At 56.2% G+C, this 19710-nt stretch carries 11 protein-coding genes and 2 pseudogenes; 11 read left to right on the top strand and 2 right to left on the bottom strand.

From position 1 onward, the window contains the following. The first annotated feature begins 23 nt into the window (after positions 1-23). The gene (locus tag ACFSKT_RS06020) at positions 24-383 is read left to right on the top strand and encodes a DUF3139 domain-containing protein (protein WP_377718090.1); all 360 of its coding nucleotides are present in this window, start codon (positions 24-26) and stop codon (positions 381-383) included. 88 nt (positions 384-471) lie between these two features. Here the strand turns inward: ACFSKT_RS06020 and arfA are convergent, their stop codons facing one another. Then, a complete protein-coding gene (gene arfA / locus ACFSKT_RS06015; protein WP_377718089.1) occupies positions 472-1980 on the bottom strand; it encodes an arabinosylfuranosidase ArfA in 1509 nt (502 codons plus the stop codon). 146 nt (positions 1981-2126) lie between these two features. Here arfA and ACFSKT_RS06010 point away from each other — a divergent pair, with 146 nt between their 5' ends. Then, positions 2127-3029, top strand: a complete 903-nt coding sequence (locus ACFSKT_RS06010) for an ArsR/SmtB family transcription factor (RefSeq protein WP_377718088.1) — start codon at positions 2127-2129, stop codon at positions 3027-3029. Between the two features lie 415 nt (positions 3030-3444). After that, positions 3445-9327 carry a rhamnogalacturonan lyase family protein gene (locus tag ACFSKT_RS06005; RefSeq protein ID WP_377718087.1) on the top strand — a complete coding sequence of 1961 codons (5883 nt, stop codon included), beginning with the start codon at positions 3445-3447 and terminating at the stop codon, positions 9325-9327. Between the two features lie 161 nt (positions 9328-9488). On the opposite strand, the gene ACFSKT_RS06000 is transcribed toward ACFSKT_RS06005, so the two are convergent. After that, positions 9489-10616, bottom strand: a complete 1128-nt coding sequence (locus ACFSKT_RS06000; RefSeq protein ID WP_377718086.1) for a glycoside hydrolase family 88/105 protein — start codon at positions 10614-10616, stop codon at positions 9489-9491. A 137-nt stretch (positions 10617-10753) separates the two neighbouring features. Here ACFSKT_RS06000 and ACFSKT_RS05995 point away from each other — a divergent pair, with 137 nt between their 5' ends. The 8 genes and pseudogenes from ACFSKT_RS05995 to ACFSKT_RS05960 all read left to right on the top strand — a co-directional run bounded on the left by ACFSKT_RS05995 (position 10754) and on the right by ACFSKT_RS05960 (position 19615). Beyond that, positions 10754-11599, top strand: a complete 846-nt coding sequence (locus tag ACFSKT_RS05995; RefSeq protein WP_377718085.1) for a helix-turn-helix transcriptional regulator — start codon at positions 10754-10756, stop codon at positions 11597-11599. A gap of 100 nt (positions 11600-11699) precedes the next feature. Continuing rightward, positions 11700-12185 carry a DinB family protein gene (locus tag ACFSKT_RS05990; protein ID WP_377718084.1) on the top strand — a complete coding sequence of 162 codons (486 nt, stop codon included), beginning with the start codon at positions 11700-11702 and terminating at the stop codon, positions 12183-12185. Positions 12186-12315: 130 nt separating this feature from the next. Next, positions 12316-12881, top strand: a pseudogene (locus ACFSKT_RS05985) (transposase); the annotation flags it as partial. Between the two features lie 517 nt (positions 12882-13398). Further along, positions 13399-13680 (top strand): hypothetical protein, encoded by a 282-nt coding sequence (locus ACFSKT_RS05980; protein ID WP_377718082.1) that lies wholly within the window; start codon positions 13399-13401, stop codon positions 13678-13680. A 117-nt stretch (positions 13681-13797) separates the two neighbouring features. Continuing rightward, positions 13798-14079, top strand: a pseudogene (locus tag ACFSKT_RS05975) (IS110 family transposase); the annotation flags it as partial. A gap of 1128 nt (positions 14080-15207) precedes the next feature. Beyond that, complete coding sequence (locus ACFSKT_RS05970; protein ID WP_377718081.1) at positions 15208-16359, top strand: GntR family transcriptional regulator; 1152 nt, start codon at positions 15208-15210, stop codon at positions 16357-16359. Between the two features lie 572 nt (positions 16360-16931). After that, positions 16932-18230 carry a glycoside hydrolase family 125 protein gene (locus tag ACFSKT_RS05965; protein ID WP_377718080.1) on the top strand — a complete coding sequence of 433 codons (1299 nt, stop codon included), beginning with the start codon at positions 16932-16934 and terminating at the stop codon, positions 18228-18230. A gap of 89 nt (positions 18231-18319) precedes the next feature. Continuing rightward, the gene (locus ACFSKT_RS05960) at positions 18320-19615 is read left to right on the top strand and encodes an ABC transporter substrate-binding protein (protein ID WP_377718156.1); all 1296 of its coding nucleotides are present in this window, start codon (positions 18320-18322) and stop codon (positions 19613-19615) included. The last annotated feature ends 95 nt before the right edge of the window (positions 19616-19710 follow it).

Raw genomic sequence — 19710 nt, 5'->3', positions numbered from 1 at the left:
ATTGTTCAGGAGTGGAGTTATGCATGATTCTTAAGAGAAAAGCTGCATTGCTAATTATCATTTTGGCAGTGAGTATTCTTTCAACCGGATGCAATCTATTAACAGGACCACCAGAATCGGAGGAATCGGTTAAACAGAAAGTGGTCGCTCATCTTGTTTCAAAAGGCTACGAAGAAAATGAGTTCGATATCGATGTTAAATATCATAAATCAGGGGAAGGCAAATTCGGAGGTCCTTATGCTATTAACGTAGTTTTTAACGATGAGCCGGACGTGATTTATAATTATAAGTATAACTATAAATCAGACAACAAAGATATTGCTCAAAGTGGCGCTGCTCCTACGAACGGTAAGGATGATAAAAATTTTAAACATACTGAGTAATTACTAATGGTATCCATTTGTATTTAAAGAAGAGACGACCCCATCATAGCGATGGAGTCGTCTCTTTGTCGTTCGTCGGTTGCCCGAGCTATTTGGTCACTTGAAGTCGAATAACGTTCCAGGAAGCGCGGCTTAACCGGGTGCTTATCCGGCCTTGATCGACTGCGGTCTGGCCACCTGATGCAGGGACGACCCGGTTAGGCGTCTCCTTGGTGTTAACGGCTTTCAAATCGTCGTTCGCCAGCACGAGATGCTCGATGAGGCGAAGGCTGCCGAAGCTGCGGACGTCGACGTCCAGCGTCATCGTTTCTTCCAGATGGCGGTTGACCGCGAAGATCGTCAACTGCTCCGTCGCTTCGTCGAACACGCAGACCGACTCCAGATAAGGGACGTCCGTGTAGTCCTTGGCGTCATACTTCGGAGAGTCGACGTTGGCCAGCAGCACGGTACCCCGGCCGTAATTGGAAGCATGCAGGAGCGGGTAATACGTGGACTGCAGCCACAGCGGCCCGCCCGTCTCCGTCATGATCGGCGCGATCGTATTGATGAGCTGCGCGATGCAGGCCATTTTGACCCGATCGGCGTTCTTCAAGATCGTGATCAGGAAGCAGCCGACGGCCAGCGCGTCTTCATGCGTATAGACATCTTCGAATTCGGGCGGGGCGATCTGCCAGCGCTCGTCCGCGCGGCTCGAACCGATCGAGTTCCAGACGTTCCATTCGTCGAGCGACAGCATGATTTTCTTCTTGCTTCGTTTCTTCGCCTGCACATAGTCGCAGATGGCGGCCACGCTCTGGATGAACTGATCGAGATCGAGCGAACGGGCGAGGAAATTCGCCGTGTCGCCTTCGTTGTTGTTGTAGTAGGCGTGCAGCGACAAGTAGTCGACCTGGTCGTACGTCAGATCGAGGACAGTCGCCTCCCAGTCGGCGAACGTCGGCATGCCCCGCGAAGAGCTGCCGCAAGCGACGAGCTCAATGGTAGGGTCCACCCACCGCATCGCTTTGGCCGTCTCGTTGGCCAGGCGGCCGTATTCGACGGCCGTCTTGGCGCCGATCTGCCAAGGCCCGTCCATCTCGTTGCCGAGGCACCACGTCTTGAATCGGTGAGGCTCCCGATAGCCGTGCGCGATGCGCAGGTCGCTCCAGCGGGAGCCGGAGGGATGATTGCAATATTCCACGAGATTACGCGCGGCGTCGATGCCTCTGGTGCCGAGGTTAACAGCCATCATCACTTCGGTGCCGGCCAGCTTGGCCCAATCCGCGAATTCGTTCGTGCCGATCTGGTTCGTCTCCGTCGTCCACCACGCCAGCTCCAGCGAGCGCGGCCGCTCCGACTTGGGGCCGACGCCGTCCTCCCAGTTATAGCCGGAGACAAAGTTGCCGCCGGGATAGCGGATGATCGGAACCTGAAGAGCCCGAATCGCTTCAAGCGCATCCTGGCGGAAACCGCTGGCATCCGCCGTTGGATGGCCGGGGTCATAGATGCCGCCATATACGGCACGTCCCAGATGCTCGATGAAGGACCCGTATACCCGAGGGTCCACGGCGGACACCGTGAAATGCTTGTCGACGAGCATGTTGGCGCGAATTGTCATCGTCATACCTCCTAGAGTGCTATGGATTAAGTTATAAGCGAATTCTAAATATTGTGTTTCTATAATATTCGTATCATAATGAGGGATATGAGACAATATCGAAATTCAGGATTCGCTTAAAACAAAATCCAACTAGAGGTGTCTGTATGCAGTTATCGACCGATGGCGCATCGCTGCGCGTCTATGAGGCGCTGGCCAGCGAAGTGCGCCTGCGCATGATCGAGAAATTATTCGAACGCGAACGACACGTCAAGGAGCTGGCGTCCGAGCTGTACCTCAGCAATGCGGTCGTTAGCGGACATATACGGAAGCTGGAGGAAGCGGGGATCGTGGGAAGCCGGATGACGCGGGTGGACAACGGCACGTACAAAGTCTGTTACGTCAAGACGGAATTCATGCAGGTCAAGCTCTCCCCTGAAGCACCCGTCTCCTTAAGCTCCCAGGAGCTATCCATTCCGCTCGGGCATTATACCGATTACGAAGCTTGGCCGACCTGCGGGATCGCCACGACCAAATCGGTCATCGGACAATATGACAACCCGGCCTGCTTCATGGACCCGGAGCGGGTGAACGCGGGCATTCTATGGTTCGCGAAGGGATGGGTGGAGTACAAAATTCCGAATTACGTGGATCAAAACCAACGTCTGCGCGAAATCGAAATTTCGCTCGAGATCGGCTCCGAGGCGCCGCGGGTGAACGAGAACTGGCCCTCCGATATCCGGTTCTATTTGAACGACAAGCCGCTCGGGGTCTGGACGAGCCCCGGCGATTTCGGCGAGACGAGAGGGCGATTGACGCCGGAGTGGTGGCACGCGGATGTGAACCAATACGGTCTGCTGAAGGTGCTTCGGATCAAAGAGAACGGCACATACGTCGACGGTCAGCAAATCTCCGGCACTGGTCTCCGCGATCTGGCCTTGGACGCGGTCAATTGGACGCTCCGGATCGCCGCGGAGGATACCGGTGGCGGACGGGGAGGCCTGACGCTGTACGGCAGGGGATTTGGCAATTACAATCAAGATTTGCTCGTCCGGAGCTACTATGCGTAAGGGGACGATGGATGAGGCATCATGGCGAGTACGCCGTGGTGCTTTTTGTCTTGCCCCCTTCTCGGAAGGCTTGCTTCGATTCGCGCTATTCGTTCATCAGATGTTTATCACCAAGGGCGTCAATTTTGCTAAACTCAATCAATTTTGATACAAAACGTATCTTAAACCGTGCCATTCCCGGCTTAAAAGTCAAAAGTGACCATGGATTATCAATACTAACGATTTACCGATGAAAGAGCGAAGCAGTACGATGACGTTAGTCTCGCCGGCCCAAAGCGGCGAATCAGGCTTGCGTGCAAGTCGCCAGGAGGTGGAATTTTCAAAATTGTAAGCGCTTTACAGTTGAGTGGGCGCTCCGGCATCAGGTCCAGTCATGAGTGATAGACGATTGGAATTTCGGAAGAGGAGTGAGTTCATGGGTACAAAAGCTGTATCCCGCAGCAAATCGATTTGCGCGATGGCTTTATCATTTTTGATGGCGGGTTCGCTGGTCGCCGCGCCGGTTCACGGTTATGCATCCGCGTCGGCCGCGGATAGTCTGCCTGCGCGTCAGGCGGAGAATTTGGGCCGAGGCTTGGTCGCGGTCTTAACCGATGGCGGCGTGTTCTTAAGCTGGCGTTATCTTCATGCGGATCCGGATGCAATCGCTTTCAATGTCTACAAAAATGGCAACAAGGTCAATGCGGCGCCGCTGAGCGACGTGACCAACTACGTGGATACGACCGGCGCGGACAGCTCGCAATACCAAATTTCCACGATCATCGCCGGCAAGGAAGAGATACAGCCGGAGACGGTGTCGGTGTGGCATCGCGATTATTTGCCGATCCCGCTCGACAAGCCGGCCGACGGCAGAACGAAGGACGGCGGCACTTACTCCTACACGGCCAGCGATGCGTCCGTGGCGGACGTGGACGGCGACGGCGAGTATGAGATCGTCTTCTTATGGAACCCGACCAACGCGAAGGACAACTCCCAAGCCGGCTATACCGGCAATGTGTACATGGACGCCGTGGAGCTGGACGGCAGCAAGCTGTGGAGAATCGACCTCGGGATCAACATCCGTGCGGGCGCGCATTACTCGCCGTTCTTGGTCTACGACTTCGACGGCAACGGCAGATCCGAGGTCGTCGTCAAGACGGCGGACGGCACGAAGGACGGCAAAGGCCGCGTCATCGGCGACGGCACGAAGGATTACCGCAACGAGAGCGGCTATATTCTGTCCGGACCGGAATATTTGACGCTGTTCGACGGGGCGACGGGCGCCGCGCTCTCCAATGTCGCCTACGAGCCGCCAAGAGGCATCGTGAGCGATTGGGGCGACGGCTACGGCAACCGGGTAGATCGTTTCTTGGGCGCGGTCGCTTATCTGGACGGCAAGAAGCCAAGCGTCGTCATGACCCGCGGCTATTATACGCGCACCGTGCTGGCTGCCTATGATGTGGTGGGCGGCGAGCTGACGAAGCGCTGGGTCTTCGACACGAACGAAGCGGGCAAACAATATGAAGCGCAGGGCAACCATGGACTCAGCGTGCTCGATGTCGATGCGGACGGCAAAGACGAAATCATGTTCGGCGCGCTCGCGATCGACGACGACGGGACTTTGCTGTACAGCACCGGACTCGGTCACGGCGACGCGATGCATGCGGGCAAGCTGGATTCGACCCGCGACGGCTATCAGATCGTCAGCGTGCACGAGCATACGAGCGCCGCATACGGCCTCGAGATGCGCGACGCCGCGACGGGCGAGATTCTATGGGGCGAGTTTACCGGCAAGGATACCGGCCGCGGCATGTCGGCGGATATCGACCCGGCCTATCCGGGCTATGAATCTTGGGCGACCACCATCGTCGAAGGCCAAATGGTGCCGCTGACGAGCGCTTACGCGGCGAACGGCGAATCGATCTATGGGGGAAGCGTGTCGCCGAAGAGCGCTAATTTCGCGATTTGGTGGGATGGCGATCTCGGGCGGGAGCTGTTCGACCATGACTGGGACAACAGCACGGGCAAAGGCGTCCCGGTCATATACAACTGGGATTACGAGAACAAGAAGCTGGATGAGATTTTCCGGGCGCAAGGGGCGCTGACCAACAATAGCACGAAGGGCAATCCGGCGGCCCAGGCGGATATACTGGGCGACTGGCGGGAGGAAGTGCTGGTGCGCAGCGAAGACAGCACGGAATACCGTCTCTATTCCACGACCATTCCGACGGCTTACCGGATTCCGGCGCTGATGCAGGATCCCGTGTACCGGTTGGGCGTCGCATGGCAGAACGTCGGCTACAATCAGCCCCCGCATACGAGCTTCCATATCGGCTTCGGCGAGACGACGTTCCCGAAAGCGAACCTGGAGCTTGTCGGCGGTCAAGCGACGACCGAGCCGGTCTACCGCTTCGACTTCGGCACGGAATCCGCCGACGGCGCGACCAACGTGCAGAATACGCCTTATGCGGAAGGCACGGGCTTCGGCTTCGTGAATACGAGCGGCATTACGGTGGGCGCCGGTAACGTGACGGTGCCGGCCGACGGCAAATTCGCGGTCGATCTGCCGAACGCCAACTACAAGGTAACGGTCAAGCTCGGCGATGAGGCGCAGGCCTCCAATGTCGGCGTCAAATCCGAATTCGTGCAGAAGCTGGCCGTGACGAACGTGAAGCAGGGCGAGCCGCTGGTATATGCCTATGACGTCGCGCTGGTCGACGGACAGCTGGAGTTCATCTTCTCCGGCAGCGCGATTCACGTGCAGGAGATCGCGATCGAGAAATACCCGGCGAAGACGGCCGGCGCCGCCACGACGATCTACATGGCCGGCGATTCGACGATGCAAGCGTACAGCGACATGCAAGCCCCGCAAGAAGGATGGGGGCAGCAATTCGGCCGTTACTTCGCGAATGGCGTCGTCGTGGAGAACAACGCGATCGGCGGCAGAAGCAGCAAATCGTTCATGGTCGACGGCCGCCTGGATACGATACTGCGCGAAATCAAACCGGGCGATTACTTCTTCATCTCGTTCGGTCATAACGATGCCAGCGCGGGCATTCCGGAGCGGTATGCGTCACCTGCGGACTACAAAACCTACCTGACCCGCTACGTGAACGGCGCCAAGCAGCGCGGCGCGACGCCGGTACTGCTCACGCCGGTCGGGCGCAGAGATTTCAACAACATCACCCAGGAGTTCAACGTAAGCTTCCCGGAATACGTCCAAGCGGCCAAGGAAGTGGCCCAAGAAGAGAACGTGGCGTTGATCGATTTGAGCCAGCTCAGCATCGCGCATTACAACAAGGTCGGCTTGGCTGCATCCGAGAAACTATTCCTGTACGCGAATCCGGGTCAGTATCCGAAGTACCCGAACGGCGTCAATGATAACACGCACTTCAGCGGCTACGGCGCGCAGGTGATCGCCGGCTTGGTCGCGGGCGCGGTCAAAGGCATGAACGTCGGACTTTCGCCATTCGTGATTAATCCGGATATCGTCGAGCCGGAGCCGGAGCCGGAGCAGCAGCTGTATGAGGAGAACTTCGAGGGCGATCCGGCCGTCGTCCAATATGCGATGGTGAACGCGACCGGCTTTGCGGGGACGATGACGGGGACCGTCGTGGAGCAGAACGGCGGCAAGGTGCTGTCGGTCGTCGGCTCCGGGTCGGGCAATCGCGCGAAGACGTTCCGGCTGTTCGATGCCGTGAACGGCGACATCGTCCATGTGGACTTCGACTGGAATACGGGCAATGTCGGCGCGTCCCCGTCCGAAGGTCATCTGTCGCTGCAGGACGCGAACGAGAATTTGATTTTGACGTTGTACACGACGAGCGGCACGAACACGCCGATCGGTTATCTCCCGGGTCACTACGTGCCGGACTACGGTACGGGCACGACGGCCATCCCGGGCGGGACGGCGACGAACCTGACGAAGAACCAGTGGGTGAACGTGAAGGCAGACCTCAACTTCGCCGAGAAGACGATCGATCTGACGTTGACGAGCCTGGCTGATCCGAGCGTCAAGCAGACGATCGCGGACATTCCGATGAGCGCCGGCACGGCCTATGCGGACAACGTCCGGGCGCTGCGTTTCCTCGGCACGAGAAAGGGCGGCGGCGGCACGCTGAGCTGGACGACCCAGATCGACAACGTGCGCATCGAAGGCGAGAAGCAAGATGCGGCGGCAGGCGATCAGACCGCCCTCATCGCGCTGCAGGGCGAGGTCAAAGCGATGGATCTGTCGGCTTACACCGCGCCATCGGTCGCCGTGCTGAATAAGGCGCTGGCCGCGGCCGAAGCGATCATCGGCACCGAGGCGACACAGGCGCAGGTAGATCATGCGTTTAACATGCTGACCGTCGCGAAGGCATCGCTGACCAGCGAACCTGCCGGCGATGTGAACGGCTACCGCTTCGACTTCGGTTCCGGCGCAGCAGCCGAGGGGTACGTCCAAGTCGATGCGAAGCGCGCTTACGTGGAAGGCAACGGCTACGGGTTTGCCGACACCGCGCTCGTCCAAGACGAGAACCGCGGCACCGGCAATGCGCTGACGGAGGATTTCGTGCGCTTAGGCGGCACCTCTTTCCTGGTGGAGATGGAGCCGGCCAATTACCGCGTCGCCATGACGATCGGCGACACGGCGGAAGCGACGAACGCCGGCGTGACGGTCGAGCAGATGACGAAGCTGCCGGTTACGACGGTTCCGGCGGGTGAATTCAAGGAGATTACGTATGACATTGCCCTTATCGACGGCGTCTTCAACTTCGAGTTCGCAGGCAATACGCCGAAGATCAACGCGCTGACGATCGAACGTCTGCCAGACAACGGCGCGGGCGAGAAGCCGGTGATCTACTTGGCGAGTGACTCCACGGTGGCCAATTACGCGGAGAGCTATCGTCCGCAAGCCGGTTGGGGCGAGACGCTGGGCAGCTACTTCGATCTGGAGCAGGTGTCGATCGACAACCGCGCGATCGGCGGGCTCAGCAGCAAAACGTTCCTGGTAGGCGGCCACTTGAACGATATCCTGCTCGGCATTCACGAGGGCGACTATCTGTTCATGCAATGGTCCCATAACGACTCCACGCCTTCGCGTCCGGAGCGCTATCTCACGCCGGAGCAGTTCAAAGTGTATCTGAAGAATTACATCGATGGCGCGGTGCAGCGCGGCGCGATTCCGGTGCTCGTCACGCCGGTGAACCGGCGCGACTTCACGGGCGACACGCTGAACAAGAGCTTCCCGGACTACGTGGCGGCGATGAAGGCAACGGCGCAAGAAACCGGAACGCTGCTTGTCGACCTGAATCAGGCGAGCTGGGAATACTTCCAACAGCTCGGTACGGAAGGCACGAAGGACATCTTCATGTGGGTCGACGGCAAAGAAGACAACACGCATCTGCAAATGTATGGCGCTATCAAAGTATCCGAGATGGTGGCCAGGCTGGTCGACGAGCTGAACATACCGCTGTCCGACTTCGTCACGCTGGGCGGAGAGCTGTCCGGCGCGATTACCGGCATCCCGGCCAGCGTGGTCGGCGGCTCCAAATTCAACACGGATTATAACCTTCGCAATGTCGAAGAGGGGCTGTACGCTCAGGACATCACGGTCGCCTACGACGCGGACAAACTCGAATTCGTCTCGGCGGTCTCGCTGGCGGAAGGCTTCCAGCTGCTGAACGTGGAATCCGGCACGCCGGGCACCGTCCGCATCATCGGCGCCTCCGCCGGAGAGGGCGGGGTCATCGATGAAGATACGACGCTGATCCGGTTGAATTGGAAGGCGAAGGAGCTGGGCGAGACGTCTTCTGCCGCCATCTCGATTACGGGCACGGCCGCTACGGGCGACGGCGCGGAGAAGCAGATTGACGCAGCTTCCAAAGCGGTGCAAATTCGCGTCGCAGCGGACAAAGCCGCGCTCGTCTCGCTGCTCGTCAGCGCGCAAACGCAGTTCGACGCCGCGCAGGTCGGCACGAAGCCGGGTCAATATCCGCAGCAAGCGAAGGACGCGTTCGGCACGGCCATCGCGCAAGCGACGGCGGTGACGACCGACGATTACGCGACGGCGGCTCAAATCGCGCAGGCGGTCAATGCGCTGACGGCGGCCATGAACGCGTTCGCGGCATCGGTCAACGCGGCGCAGCCTGGCGACACGAACGGAGACGGCGCGTACACGATCGGCGACCTCGGCATCGTCGCCGCGGCGTATGGCAAGACTTCCGCCGATGCGCAGTGGGACGCGAAGTTCAAGCCGTACGATCTCAATGCGGACAATGCCATTGGTCTGGAGGATCTGGTTATCGTGGCGCAGGGGATTCTGACCAAGCCTTAGCGCGTGATAGCTAGAAGCATTTTGCTGAGAAAGGGGCCTTCGGGCTCCTTTTTCATATAGGTGTCGCAAGATCGGGGTATAAAAGAGCAAAACCGGCAGCGGGATGCGGCCGGTTTTTGGCGTTGTGGCGATGATTGAGCGATGCAAGGGATGGAAGCGGGTTATCCTTTAGACTTCGCCAGGTTCATCTCCGCGCACATGAGAATGAAGGCACCCGCCCCATGCAGATCGTTCTCGCTGGTCGGGCGAGCGATATAATGCGCATAATCGCCGATGCCGGTGCCGATGCAGATTCGGCTGATCACGAGGCGGTCCTGTTCATCGAAGGCAAGCGTATCGATGACGCCGAGGTACCCCTTCCAAGCGTGGTCCATATACGCTTCATCCAGAATCCCCATGCGCACGGCCTTGGCGATGGCGTGCACGAACAGGGAGGTGCAGGAGTTTTCCGTCCAATTATCCGGGCGGTCGCCCTTGTCCACGACCTGGTACCAGAGGCCGGTGGCTTCGTCTTGGTAGTTCGCGAGGGCGATCAACAAGTCCCGAACAATGTTGACCAGCTGCGGCTTATCCCGATGGTCCTGAGGCAGATGCTCGAACATCTCCAGCAGCGCGACCGGGTACCAGCCGATCGCGCGGCCCCACAATTCCGGCGAGAGCCCGGTTGCCGGGTCGGCCCATGCAGCCTGCCGCGTCTCGTCCCATCCATGGTACAGCAGGCCGGTGACCGGGTCCTTCGTATGCTTCTCCATCAGCATAGCCTGATAGGTCAGCAGGTCGAAGTAGTCCGGCTCGTCGAACGTCTTGCCGAACTGGACGGCGATCGGTCCGGCCATATATAGGCCGTCGAGCCACATTTGATTCGGATAACGCGCTTTATGCCAGAAGCCGCCGGACGGGTTGGTCTTCCAATCCTTGAGCGTCGGGACGAGGTTGTACAACGCCTGCTTATACCGTTCGTCGCCGGTCCGATCGTAGAGCGGGAACAGCAGCACGCCAGGCTGGATATCGTCCAGCTCGTCGGCGTTGCGCGCCAAGATGCGGCCATCCTCCAGCACGTGGCTGTCCACCCAGCGCTTGATGTAGTCGTAGTAGCTGTCATTGCCGGTCTGCTGCCAGCATTTCGACATGCCCGACAGGAACACCCCTTGATGGTAATGGAATCGGTCCGGCGGCAGCTTCTCCGGTTCGAATTTGGCCATCAACGCCTCGCAAGCCTTCTCGGCCCATTCCAGGGGAGACAGCGCCTCCTGCGCGCGAGCCGCGGATACAGGTAATTTCATATTCATCCTATGTTCCTCCTTTCGAAGATAGCTTTATCGTAGCACTTGGAATATGTACATAAATTGCGCGAATGAGCGATTTTTTCTTATATCTTGCGGACCGTGGCCGCTTATAATGGAGTCAGGAAGGGAGGATGCGGGCGATGAGCGATCTTCATTACGAGAATAGTACAGGGACGTTCGGCGTCTCCTATCGGAAGGCCAAAAGCCACCATATGCCGGCCAGTCATTTTCACGGCACGTACGAGGTGTACTGCCTGTTGTCCGGCCAGCGGGAGTTCTTCGTGCAAGACCGGACGATCGTCATGCGCGAGGGGGACATCGTGATCGTCGCTCCCCATGTGCTCCATCGGACGACGAACGCAGCTATGCCGGAGCATGAGCGGCTGATCGTCAACATTCATCCGAGCCGCGCGGGGATGACGGAAAGGAGCCTGCCCGACGTGCTGCTGCCCCTAGCGGAGCGGGCGTATCTCGTCGTCCGCTTGCCGCTCCACGAACGGCTGTCCGTCGATAGTCTGGCTGCCGGGATCAGACAGGAGATCGCGGATCGGAGGCCGGGATTCGAGCTCTATGCGATGACGTTGGCCCAGCAGCTGCTCATTCGCTGCTGCAGGCATATCGGTCAGGAAGCGACGGAACCGCCGGCCGCCCTAAGTCCCATGCATGAACGGATGTCGGAAATCGTCCGTTACCTCAACGACCGCTATATGGATGAGCTGTCGCTTCAGCTGGTGGCCGACCGATTTTTCATCAGTCCGTATTACTTGAGCCGGTTCTTCAAGGAAGCGACCGGATTCACGTTCGTCGAATATGTGAACAGCGTTCGGATCAAGGAGGCGAAACGGCTGCTGGAGGGGAGCTCGTTGAAGGTCGGAGCGATCGCCAAGAAGGTCGGGTTCGGCAGCGTGACGCATTTCGGCCGCGTGTTCAAGGAGGTGACCGGCTATGTGCCGCTGCATTATCGGCGAGGCCAGCCGGAGACGTGAAATACGGGAAATCGAATAGATCGGAGCGGTGCAGGATCGCGACAATGAATGGCGAATGTTGGTAAAAGTACGACGGAGACGCTGAATAGGAGGCAATGTAATGTTGAAGCTATTCGAGTATAACTGGCAGGTGCGCAACGAGTGGTTCGAATGGTGCGAGACGGTGAGCATGGAAGAGCTGATGAAACCGCGCACCGGCGGCATCGGATACATACTCCCCACGCTGTATCATATTGTAGCCGTCGAGTATGGCTGGATCTGCGCCGGGATTCTACAGAAGGAAATTCATATTCCGCCGTTCGAGGAAATCATGAGCGTGCGTCAAATCAAAGCATTCTCCGACCGCTGCCATGCCGAGCTTGCTCCCTTCGTGCGGCAATGGCACGAGGGGCTGGAAGACCTTGTCATGATCGACGTTACGGATGAAGGGGTAGAGGAAGCGCACCAATACGGCGAGGTGATGCGGCACGTGATCGCCCACGAAATTCACCATATCGGTCAATTGTCGGTCTGGTCGCGAGAGATCGGCAAGAAGCCGGTATCGGCCAACTTCATCGGCAGAGGGCTATTCCCGACCCCGATGTAGCAGAAGGTGCGCTCGCGTTCCTTCCCTGCCGCCAAGCTGTCATTCATAGCGCCACGGGAACTTGCTCCCGAGGCGCTATTTGCCGAACGCAGGGTACGCGCTGAACCCCGAGAAGGCGAAGGTATGCAACCAACTAAGGGAAGCGATGAAAATTCGCGATCATCTGTCGACTGACATGCGCGTGGTGCAAGGCCGAGTTCATAACTGGTTGGATCGGTACTTCCCAGAGTTTCTCACGGTATTTAAGGATTGGGAATGCAAGTCCGCACGCCAAATGCTCAGTCTTTGTTTGTTGCCGCACGAGCTGGTTTCAGAGTCAGAGGAGGCCTTGCTGAGTCATCTCAGGAAGGTTGCCAAGCGAGGTCTCGGCATCGAACGAATGAGAGGTCTGAAAGCAGCGGCAAGCCTAAACACAAGGGTCAAACCAAGATCACGAAGCGAGGTCGTAAGCGGCTGCGAGCGCTGCTATTTCGCGTCATGATGCCAATGGTGGCGAAGAATCGAGCGTTTAAGGCCTTGCATCAGTACTACACCAAGCGGTCAGATAATCCGTTGAAAAAGATGCAGTCGCTCATTGCGCTTTGCGGCAAGCTGATTCGAATTCTCTTTGGTGTCTTGAAAAAAGGTCATCCGTTCAGTGAAGTAAAGATGTTGCAGGATATCCCTCAGTTTAGGGAAGTTTCGTTAGCAGCTTAAATTCATGCATTTCTTAGAAGACGAACGTTAGCGTAACAAAGGTACAGACAATTGAAGCACGGATAAGTCGGAAAAACACTAACATACGGACGAAGATCCTGTCGGGCAGCATATCCGACCTCCACCTCATGGGCAGGTTGAATGAAGGAATGTGGGAGCGAAGACGCTGTGAGACATGGGAGGGTTGACCTCCATGAGGCAATGTGGAGATCCAAAGGTGCGACCATAAATCTCCAGATCGACCACTTTTTTAAGCCAGTGGTTTGGGTGGGTATGCTCTTTTTACTTTCTCCGCCCCATATTCTGCATCTTCTACAACCATGTTCCATTCAGTGGTAGTCTCGTACGAAAGAAAAACGTTCAAAACCTAAGAAAACGTGAGCATTTAAGAGGAAAGCGATTCTCCATAGAGGGAGGTTAGTTGAATATGGGAGATGAAAATTATTCAAATTGTCTTTATGAAATATTCTTATTATAATTTATGCGTCATACTAAAAATGAAGGAGTACAAACTAAAATGAAAGAAATTAGAAGTATTGATTTTTCAAAAAAGTATAAGCAAATTGCAACAAAGAATGAATTTTTGATTTTTATTCTGACATCTTTGTTAACTATACTTTCCTTAATCTTAACCTTTGTGCAATCAATATGGTGTGTATTATTGATATTGCCCATCAGTATCTTTTGGGGATTATATTCAAACTATAAAAAAATACAGTACGTTGAAGAAGTTGATACAGGTACTAAGTTATTTGTTGATAATAATGTCTGGAAGAAATATAAAAAACAAAAAAAATAACTTTTCTAATCATTACGCTAAACAATCCTGCAGAGCTTAAGAAATGAGCTTTGTAAAAAAGGGAGCGCCTCGGTATGATGGGTTTGTCGACAACACATCAGAGGAGGCGCTCTTACTATGAAGTTTAAGCAAATAGATGCACAAAATCAACGGGTCGAACAAATTACCACCTCGCATCTCGTCGTAGGGATCGACATGGCGAAAGAAACGCATGTCGCACAAGCTACGAATTTTCGCGGTATTGTGGTTTCGAAACGCCATCTCTCATTTTCCAATAGTATTGAAGGATTTGAAAAACTGAGCCGCTGGATGAGTGAATTACAGCAGAAACATCGATTGAAAAGGCTCATTATTGGCATGGAACCAACCGGGCATTACTGGTTTAACTTGGCCAACTGGTATAACGAAGGATTGTAAGGGCAATGACCCGTTGAGTCATGGGAGGGTGAACGCCAAGGGATTAGTGGAGTATGCGTGCAGTAGAAACTAATTGGGGAATATTTCCTGATAGTCCTCTATTTCCGCATGCTCAGCCCGCAACCTCAACCGTGTTCATCTGTTCTTTATCCTAAGATTGATCTGATCTAAGGTGATGAAATCCTGCGAATGAGTGAGTATATGTGAGATAAACCCTTAAAACCGAGGGAGGGGCTTGATTGTCCGTTATCAACGGCTACAAGTGTTTCATCATTGTTAATGTAAGAGCCGTAACCACGATTAACGATTACAGGGGCATCAAAATCAGTACCGTTGTTAGTGGATCGGTAGACAATACATGTTCCAGCCGAAGCACCCTCGAAAGCGTGGGCAGTTACAAAGAACGTATTAGGGAATGCATAGGCAATGTAAGGCGCTTCTGCAGCTGTAAAGGGGGTGGGAAGGGGAAGAATGTGAATAGTTGTCCAGTTCGTACCTCCATCTACGGAACGGTATACACCCGTTTGAGGGGAACCTTGCGGATTGTTCGTATCTACAGCGACAGCCAGCATAATCGTTGGATTGAGCAGGTTAATCGCAATAGCAGGTTCGAACTACGGGAAACCCTGTGCAGTAACCGGGAAGTTGAAACTTGGCATACAGAACATACTCCTCTCTGAAAAAATTATTCCTACTCAGTGTATGTCCTTAAACTTCAGACGCCTGTACGTGGGTATGTATTGCTCGGAAAAGAACGTTAGTTAAATGACAACAGCTGCGGTCTAAGACTTTATTTTTCAAGTCTTGGTCCGCCGCAGCTTCTTTAATAGATCAGTCTAAAACTTATTTTTTATAAGCTGACGATTCTTCAATTCAAAACCGCGCTAATTCAACGAATCCAGTCTAATACATTATTTTCACCAAACACCAACAACTCCTTTCCTTCATCCATAGCGTGTAGGAGGAGAAGTAGAGGTAGACCGCGACATGTTCGTCCCGAATCGCAAAGTCCGGCTGATATGTCAACTCATCTTGGCAAAACGCATATATCATGATATATTATTATGTATAAATTTGCGACAGCCGGTTGTTGGAAGCGGAGGGACGAACATGTCGAACGAAACATCGAAGCCGATGTACGAGAAAATATTTGAAGCGCTGCGCGATGAAATTCGGGAACGGAAGTATGCGCCGGGCGACCGCGTGCCGTCCGAGAAGGAACTAGGCGATATGTACAATGTCAGCCGCATCACGAGCAAGAAGGCGCTGGAACTGATGGCGAGCGAAGGGTACATTGTGCGACAGCCGGGGCGGGGCTCGTTCGTCGCGGAGCAGCCCGCGGGAGCGATCAAACCGTCGCTCGGCGGCACACAACAGCAGCACGCGCGCAAGGCGGACGGCCGGTTGCTGATCGGTCTGGTCATTACGGATTTCGCCGACAGTTATGGCAGCGGGTTGATCTATGGCATGGAGGAAGCTTCGCGCCAGCATAACAGCTACCTCGTGCTCCGCCGCACGTTCGGGATCCCGGCGTACGAGGAAGAAGCGATCAAAGGGCTGCTTGAGCTCGGCGTGGACGGGCTGATCATCTTCCCGGCGCAGGGCGAATACTTCAACGCCGAGATTCTGAAGCTGGTCATCAATCAATTCCCGTTCGTGCTGGTGGACCGCCATCTGAAGGGAATCTCGGCCGGTTCGATCGCGACGGACAACGCCGGCGCGGCGAAGGAAGGCGCGAACCATCTGTTCGAGCTCGGACATAAGTCGATCGGGTTCCTCACGCCGCCGCCTGTCGACACGACGGCCATCGAGGAACGAATCGAGGGCTTTATTCAAGCCCATGCGGAGAAGGGCATCGTCGTCGACCGCGACATCTGGCTGGAGCTGACGTCGACGCTGCCGAAGGCGAATACGGAAGAGAACCGCGAGCAGGACATTCGGCTGGTGATGGCGCATCTGGAGCGTCACCCGCACATTACGGCGCTGTTCGCCACCGAATACAATATCGCGCAGCTGGCCGTCCAGGCGGTGCAGCGGCTGGGCCGCTCCGTGCCGGAGGATATCTCGATCGTCTGCTTCGATTGTCCGGAAGTCAACGGCAAGTTCCCGTTCACCCATCTGCGGCAGAATCAGACGGAGATGGGCCGTCTCGCCTTCGAGAATGTATTGAAGCTGCGCGAAGGCCAATCGGTCCCAAGCAAAATTCTGCTCGACGCCTCGCTGATCGTCAGCGAATCGACCGGCCCGGCCAAATCCGTTTAACCGCAAAGCCCCGCGAGGGGCTTTTTTGTTGTTGAGGCAGGAAAGGAGATCATGCACACGTTCCTGATACTAGTGTGAACTGAAACGTTAAGTGTGTCCGCGGGAGCGGACGTAATCGAAGGTCAGCAAGGAGCTGCAAATCACCCTATATCCTGGTGTCTTGAAAAGATGTTCCCAATGCGCATGAAGCTTTGTCCGCGAGGACAAAAGCGTGCCCGCTCGAAGCAACCCGCCGACCGCGAACAAACGTGCAAGTTCGAAATAGGGAGTCCTGAGCGTTTTCTAAGGAAAACGCACTTCGGAAGCATACGCTGGGCAAAGTCCTTTGGAGCCTCCTCGGCGGAGGAGGTGGGAGGAGGGAGCAACAAAAGTGGGATTAAAGGGGGCGGAGCCCTCTTAACCTGACAGCGTTGCCGAGGGGGAAGGGGGAGCGACCCCTTAGTTGATATGCTTAAATGATATATTCTTTCCAAAAATACATATTGACATACCATATACATGCCAATATAATGACAATATGGAATGTAAGCGGTTTACTAAACGCTAATTAGAGATTGGAGGGGCGGCAAGACGTGGTGCAATCAACGCAAAACCCGGTATCCATCGTACGATTAGTGGAGCGCATCAAGTCGATCTTGGGACCGGAACATCAGCATCTAGCAGCGATATTCGAGAACGGCTTCACGAACACGCTGCAGACGACAATCAAGCGCATGCCGGATGGCACGACATTTGTTATAACAGGTGATATACCAGCTATGTGGCTGCGTGATTCGGCCGCACAGGTTCGACCGTATTTGGTGCTCGCGGCCGAAGATGCCGAGCTGGCGGATATGATCGAGGGCTTGGTCCGCAGACAACTCGACTGCGTGCTGCTCGATCCCTATGCCAATGCCTTTAACTCATCGCCCAGCGCAAGCGGCCATCAGCAGGATTTGACCGAGATGAGCCCATGGCTATGGGAGCGTAAATACGAGATCGATTCCCTCTGCTATCCGCTGCAGCTGAGCTATCTGCTCTGGAAGAATACGGGACGCACTGCGCATCTGGGGGATACCTTCCGGCAAGCGGCGGCCGCGATCCTCGATCTGTGGATGACGGAGCAGCACCATGAGACGCGGTCGGCGTATCGGTTCCAGCGGATCGATTGCCCGCCGACGGATACGCTGCCGAGAGAGGGCAAAGGCTCGCCGACGGCGTACACGGGCATGACGTGGAGCGGCTTCCGGCCGAGCGACGATGCCTGTACCTACGGTTACCTGATTCCGTCCAATATGTTCGCGGTTGTCGTGCTTCGGTACGTGGAGGAGATCGCGAAGGATGTGCTGGACGATGCGGCGCTCGCCGAACAAGCGGCGCGACTGCGCGAGGAGATCGATAGCGGTATCCGGACGCATGGCATCGTCGATCATCCTGAATACGGCCGGATGTATGCTTACGAGACGGACGGTCTAGGCCGTTACAACCTGATGGACGACGCCAACGTCCCGAGCCTGCTGGCCATTCCTTATCTCGGTTATGCCGGCAAGGACGACCCGATCTACCAGAACACGAGACGCTTTCTCTTAAGCCGCGCCAATCCCTACTACTTTGAAGGCGAAGCGGCATCGGGAATCGGGAGTCCACATACGCCGGATCGGTATATATGGCACATCGCGCTCGCGATGCAGGGGCTTACGGCTGCCGACAAGCAAGAGCAGGCGCGGATGCTGGAGGTGCTGGCAGCCACGACAGCGGATACGGGGCTCATGCACGAGGGCTTCCATGCCGACGACCCGCACCGATTCACCCGGCCATGGTTCTCCTGGGCGAACATGATGTTCAGCGAGCTGCTGCTCGATTATTGCGGCATTGCCGTGCGAACGAATTAAAGCGGTTTCAAAAGGACTTGTCCTTTCGAACTTATAGGGGCGCAACGATTAAAAGGGAGGCATGAAACGTGAAAAAATGGATGACGGTCATGACAATGAGCGCGGTATTGCTTGGCGCGGCGACAGGCTGCAGCAGTAACGGAAATTCCGGCGGCAACGGCGGCGCGACGTCCGACAACGGAGAAGCAAGCGGCAACTCGGGTTCGGGCAAGCCGGTCGAGCTCACCTTCTGGGGCGATTGGGGCGGCGAAGGGCAGAAGCAATTCGAGACGATGGTCGACGCCTTCAACAAATCCCAGGACAAAATTCGCGTCAAATACGTGCTGCAGCAGGATATGATCACGAAATTCCTGACGGCTTCCACGTCGGGCGGCGCACCGGACATCCTGTTCTGGGACAGATGGCGCACCTCGCTCTACGCGCCGAAGAACGTACTTCATCCGATCGACGAGCTGTTGGCGGCAGATGGTCTTAGCCGGGACGATTTCTACAGCGAGGCGCTCAAGGAGCTGACGCATGACGACAAGCTGTACGGATTGCCGCTGACCGTCGACGCGCGCGCGCTGTTCTACAACAAGAAGATTCTCGCCGACGCCGGCGTGGAGCCGCCGACGACATGGGACGAATTGGAGCAGGCGGCGATTAAGACGACGAAGTGGAACGGCAGCAAGCTGGAGGTGGCCGGCTTCTCGCTCGGCGATCCGGGGCTGTTCAATATGTACCTGCAGCAGGCGGGCGGATCAATGATGACCGAGGACGGCAAGACGAACTTCAATAACGAGCAGGGCAAAGCGGTGCTCACCTTCTGGGATCGCCTGCTGAACGAGGATAAAGTGTACAAAACCGGGTTCGAGCAAGGCTTGGGCGAAGGCACGGATGCGTTCGTAACCGGCAAGCTGGCGATGCAGTACACGGGTCCGTGGATGCTTAGCACATACAAGAAGTACGGCAAGGATCTCGACTTTGGCATCGTGCCGCCTCCGGTCGGACCGAATGGCGACAAGGGCAGCGTGATGGGCGGCTTCGGCCTCGTCATTCCAGAGGGCGGCAAGCACCACAAGGAAGCGTGGGAATTCATCAAGTGGTGGACCGCGAACAAGGACAACGCTTTGCTGTGGGCCAAAACGAGCCTCAACATTCCGGGCTACAAGCCGGCGCTCGAAGATCCGTTCTTCAAGGACGATCCGTTCTGGAAGCCATTCCTCGACACGCTCGAGTTCGCGAAGATTCGTCCGGCCCATCCGGGTTACTCCGTCATGGAGAACGACGCGCTTATCCCGAACCTGCAGCTGTTCCAACAGAAGAAACAGAGCATCGAGGATACGTTGAGCAAATCCCAGCAGCGCGGCGACCAGCTGCTGCAGGATAACGCGGACGTGAAATAGCTTGATCGGCACGAGGCGGGCGGGCAGTCGGGCCTAATCTAACCGGCGCGGGTGCGGCGAAGGGTAATGTCGTCCTTCGCCCCCTTAGCGCGGCC

Source organism: Paenibacillus xanthanilyticus, from assembly GCF_042682185.1.
GTDB lineage: Bacteria > Bacillota > Bacilli > Paenibacillales > Paenibacillaceae > Paenibacillus_Z > Paenibacillus_Z xanthanilyticus.
Note: the sequence above shows the minus strand (reverse complement) of the source record. Positions and strands in the feature narration are given on the sequence as shown.

What these genes read in the sequence shown, in the direction of transcription:
- ACFSKT_RS06020 (WP_377718090.1), top strand. Translation starts at nt 24, where the DNA reads ATGATTCTTAAGAGAAAAGCTGCATTGCTAATTATCATTTTGGCAGTG.
- arfA (WP_377718089.1), bottom strand. Translation starts at nt 1,980, where the DNA reads ATGACAATTCGCGCCAACATGCTCGTCGACAAGCATTTCACGGTGTCC.
- ACFSKT_RS06010 (WP_377718088.1), top strand. Translation starts at nt 2,127, where the DNA reads ATGCAGTTATCGACCGATGGCGCATCGCTGCGCGTCTATGAGGCGCTG.
- ACFSKT_RS06005 (WP_377718087.1), top strand. Translation starts at nt 3,445, where the DNA reads ATGGGTACAAAAGCTGTATCCCGCAGCAAATCGATTTGCGCGATGGCT.
- ACFSKT_RS06000 (WP_377718086.1), bottom strand. Translation starts at nt 10,616, where the DNA reads ATGAATATGAAATTACCTGTATCCGCGGCTCGCGCGCAGGAGGCGCTG.
- ACFSKT_RS05995 (WP_377718085.1), top strand. Translation starts at nt 10,754, where the DNA reads ATGAGCGATCTTCATTACGAGAATAGTACAGGGACGTTCGGCGTCTCC.
- ACFSKT_RS05990 (WP_377718084.1), top strand. Translation starts at nt 11,700, where the DNA reads ATGTTGAAGCTATTCGAGTATAACTGGCAGGTGCGCAACGAGTGGTTC.
- ACFSKT_RS05980 (WP_377718082.1), top strand. Translation starts at nt 13,399, where the DNA reads ATGAAAGAAATTAGAAGTATTGATTTTTCAAAAAAGTATAAGCAAATT.
- ACFSKT_RS05970 (WP_377718081.1), top strand. Translation starts at nt 15,208, where the DNA reads ATGTCGAACGAAACATCGAAGCCGATGTACGAGAAAATATTTGAAGCG.
- ACFSKT_RS05960 (WP_377718156.1), top strand. Translation starts at nt 18,320, where the DNA reads ATGACAATGAGCGCGGTATTGCTTGGCGCGGCGACAGGCTGCAGCAGT.